We start from the raw sequence: 3457 nt of genomic DNA on the forward strand, positions 1-3457 counted from the left end.
GATCAGGTCGGGGTATCAACATATCTGGCGTTGACTTTTGGCACGCTGTTGAGTTCTCAAGGAACGGTCGCTTCCTTTGTACTCACCCTCTCGGGTTTTCCTCCGGGCGCTTCCCTTCGGTCTTGCGTTTCCGACTCTATCAGATCCTTTTCGATCCGATTTCCTCGGCGCTTTCCAGGTTCCCGCTTTCGCGTTTCCCTTTCCGGCGGTTCCGACTTTATCAGAAGTTCTGAGCCGGTCTGACCGGCCGTTCATTTCCGATTCATCGGGAGAGGGCTTCGCCGAATTCTGTGATCCGGGGGAAGCCGATAGTTTCTCGCTGTTGCCGTCCGGGAGGTGAACCCCTCACCAGGCAACTGTTCGAATCTACCTCCCCGCTTGCTCCGTGTCAACGGCTCTTGCGGGAACGAAGAGGACAGTAGCAGCTCGACGGGGGCGGATGCACATCAGGCGGCCGTGGGCACGGTGGCGCTGCGTTCGGACGCCTCGACGTCACCCGTGTCGCCGGCCCGCGCGGCGCGCCCGCCCACGACATAGACGTAGGCGAGGAAGGCCAGCTCGGCGACGACTCCGATGGTGATGCGGGCCCAGGTGGGCAGACCGGAGGGGGTGACGAAGCCTTCGATGGCTCCGGAGACGAACAGGACCAGGGCGAGGCCGATCGCCATTCCGATGGCGGCCCGGCCCTCTTCCGCGAGGGCTGTGCGACGGGTGCGCGGGCCCGGGTCGATGAGTGTCCAGCCGAGACGGAGGCCGGTGCCGGCCGCCACGAAGACCGCGGTCAGTTCGAGCAGGCCGTGCGGCAGTACGAGGCCCAGGAAGGTGTCGAGGCGGCCGGCCGACGACATCAGGCCGAAGCCGACGCCGAGGTTCAGCATGTTCTGGAACAGGATCCAGATGACCGGCAGGCCCAGGAAGACGCCCAGGATCAGGCAGAGCGCGGCGGCCCAGGCGTTGTTCGTCCAGACCTGCGCGGCGAAGGAGGCCGCGGGGTGACTGGAGTAGTACGTCTCGTACTGGCCGCCGGGGCGGGTGAGCTCACGCAGTTCGCTGGGGGCCGCGATGGTGGCCTGGACTTCCGGGTGGGTGCCGATCCACCAGCCCAGGAGTGCCGCGACGGCGGTCGACAGGAGAGCGGTGGGGACCCACCAGTGGCGGGCCCGGTAGACGGCGGCGGGGAACTGCTGCGTCAGGAAGCGGGTGGCGTCGCGCCAGGAGGCCCGGCGGGTGCCGGTCACGGCACTGCGCGCGCGGGCCACCAGCTGGCTGAGCCGGCCGGTCAGCTGCGGGTCGGGAGCACTGGACTGGATCAGGGAGAGGTGGGTGGCCGTGCGCTGGTAGAGGGTGACGAGTTCGTCGGTCTCGGCGCCGGTCAGCCGGCGCTGGCGCCGGAGCAGGGCGTCGAGGCGGTCCCACTCCGCGCGGTGGGCGGAGACGAAGACGTCGAGGTCCATCGGTGTGCCTGCTCCTCGGCTATCGTCGGCGGCTCGTCGTGGATCAGCTTGTCGTACTGCGGCGCGGTGTGTCCTCAGCTTGGCAGACTGGCGGGGACGGGGGCGGTCCGGGGAAGGGTGGCAGGCGTGAGCGAGCTGGTGACGGGCGAGGCGGTGGCGCTGGAGCTGCGCCCCGCGAGGCTGCCCAGCAGGGCGCTGGCCGTCCTGCTCGATCTGGCGGTGGCCGTGGCCGTCTACGTGGCGGTGACGATCGTGCTGGTGGCCTCCACGGCGTCCCTGGACATGGCGGCGCAGACCGCGCTGTCGATCGCGGCCTTCGTCCTCGTTCTGGTGGGCGGGCCGATCGCCGTGGAGACGCTCAGCCATGGGCGGTCGCTCGGGAAGATGGCGTGCGGGCTGCGGGTGGTGCGGGACGACGGCGGGCCGATCCGGTTCCGGCACTCGCTGGTGCGGGGCCTGATCGGGGTGATCGAGATCCTCATGACTTTCGGTGTCGTCGCCTGTATCGCCTCGCTGGTGTCGGCACGGGGGCGACGGCTCGGTGACGTGTTCGCGGGGACCCTGGTCGTGCGGGAGCGGGTGCCGGTCCCGGTGACGGGCTTCATCCCGCCCCCTCCGCCCTGGCTGGCCGGGCGGTTCTCCGACCTGGACCTGTCCGCGGTGCCCGATGACCTGTGGCTCGCCGTACGTCAGTGCCTCACGCGCCTGGGGCAGTTGGATCCCCGGGTGGGCTGGGCGATGGCGGAGCGGCTCGCCGCGGACGTGGCTGCCCGGACGGGGGCTCCCGCGCCCCGGGAGGTGCCGCCTGCCGCTTATCTGGCGGCGATGATGCACGAGCGCCAGGCTCGGGAGGCCCGGAGGGCGTTCGGCAGCGCGCTCTCGGGCGGGGGCGTGCCGACGGCCGGGGTGCCGTCGGTGGCGGAGACCGTGGCCCCTCCCCCGCCGGCCCGTCCCGCGGCCCCGCCGTCGGCAGCACCTCCTGCGGCACCGCCGAGCGCCTCTTCGGACGGTCGGCCCGGTACGGGGTTCGTGCCACCGGCGTAGGCCGTGCCGGCCGCCTTCGGGCGGTGTCGCGGCTGGGGTGGCGGCCGGGGCCTCACGGGAACACGGACGGCGGCGAAGCGAGGTCCTCCAACTCGATTCCGGGGGCCGCCAGTACGACGTCCCCGGCGATGTGCACGGAGTGCTGCTCGCCCGTGTCCAGGGCTGTGACCTGGTATTCGTCCACGGTCAGGGGGCCGTTGTCAGTGGCGTGTGCTTCTCTGTTCACCAAGGCCCAGGACTGGTCCAGGGTGCGGGGGGCGAGGACCGGATCCGTGAGGGCGACGAGGCGTACGCGGGTGGCCGCGGCGGAGGGGGTGAGGCGCAGGAGACGGGTGATGGCGACGAGGAAGGCCGGGGAGGTCCCAGTGAAGGCATGGGCGCGCGCATTGCCTTCGGTGGCGTGGACTCCGGTGGGGTCGGTACGGACCCAGGTGACGCCGTCGATGGCCGCGCCGCGGACCTGCCAGCTCGCGAGGTGGAGTTCGAGGCGGATGGGGCGGCCGAGTTCGTCGAGGGCGAGGTCGACGGAGCCGTGGTGGTCTCCGGCTGATGTGGTCAGCCGGGAGACGTAGCGCCAGCCGGAGGGACCAGGGGCGCACTGGAAATGTTCTTCCGCGAGGGGGGTGTGGTCGTGCGGATCGTGGAGCGAATAACGGCCGCGGGGCATGGAGGTCCTGGGTGGTGACGGGCTGCTGGTCCGGCCGCTGAGGCGCCAACGGGGCAGGCCCCCGACACGGGGGTGCGGGGGCCTGTCTCGAAGGAGCCGACGAGGCTCGGTGGGCTCAGTAGCGGTAGTGGTCCGCCTTGTAGGGGCCCTCGACCTTGACGCCGATGTACTCGGCCTGCTCGGGACGCAGCGTCGTGAGCTTGACGCCGAGGGCGTCGAGGTGGAGGCGGGCGACCTTCTCGTCGAGGTGCTTGGGCAGCACGTAGACGTCGGTCGGGTAGGCGTCGGGCTT

At 70.8% G+C, this 3457-nt stretch carries 4 protein-coding genes; 1 reads left to right on the forward strand and 3 read right to left on the reverse strand.

Features of this window, described 5'->3' with window-relative positions; genetic code table 11:
- Nucleotides 1-446: 446 nt before the first annotated feature.
- Nucleotides 447-1454 (reverse strand): stage II sporulation protein M, encoded by a 1008-nt coding sequence (locus ACFW47_RS35175; RefSeq protein WP_386289127.1) that lies wholly within the window; start codon nt 1452-1454, stop codon nt 447-449.
- A gap of 126 nt (nt 1455-1580) precedes the next feature.
- On the opposite strand from ACFW47_RS35175, the gene ACFW47_RS35180 reads away from it, so the two are divergent.
- On the forward strand, nt 1581-2498 hold the full coding sequence (locus ACFW47_RS35180; RefSeq protein ID WP_386308284.1) for an RDD family protein: 918 nt from the start codon (nt 1581-1583) through the stop codon (nt 2496-2498).
- A 52-nt stretch (nt 2499-2550) separates the two neighbouring features.
- Here ACFW47_RS35180 and ACFW47_RS35185 read toward each other — a convergent pair whose 3' ends face one another.
- Complete coding sequence (locus ACFW47_RS35185; protein ID WP_386289123.1) at nt 2551-3165, reverse strand: hypothetical protein; 615 nt, start codon at nt 3163-3165, stop codon at nt 2551-2553.
- A 115-nt stretch (nt 3166-3280) separates the two neighbouring features.
- Nucleotides 3281-3457: adenosylhomocysteinase (locus ACFW47_RS35190; protein ID WP_386289129.1), on the reverse strand; the 177-nt coding region annotated here is incomplete at its 5' end.

The organism is Streptomyces sp. NPDC058796 (assembly GCF_042745235.1).
Lineage (GTDB): Bacteria > Actinomycetota > Actinomycetes > Streptomycetales > Streptomycetaceae > Streptomyces.

Coding starts and splice junctions, on each gene's coding strand:
- ACFW47_RS35185 (WP_386289123.1), bottom strand. CDS start 3,165: ATGCCCCGCGGCCGTTATTCGCTCCACGATCCGCACGACCACACCCCC.
- ACFW47_RS35175 (WP_386289127.1), bottom strand. CDS start 1,454: ATGGACCTCGACGTCTTCGTCTCCGCCCACCGCGCGGAGTGGGACCGC.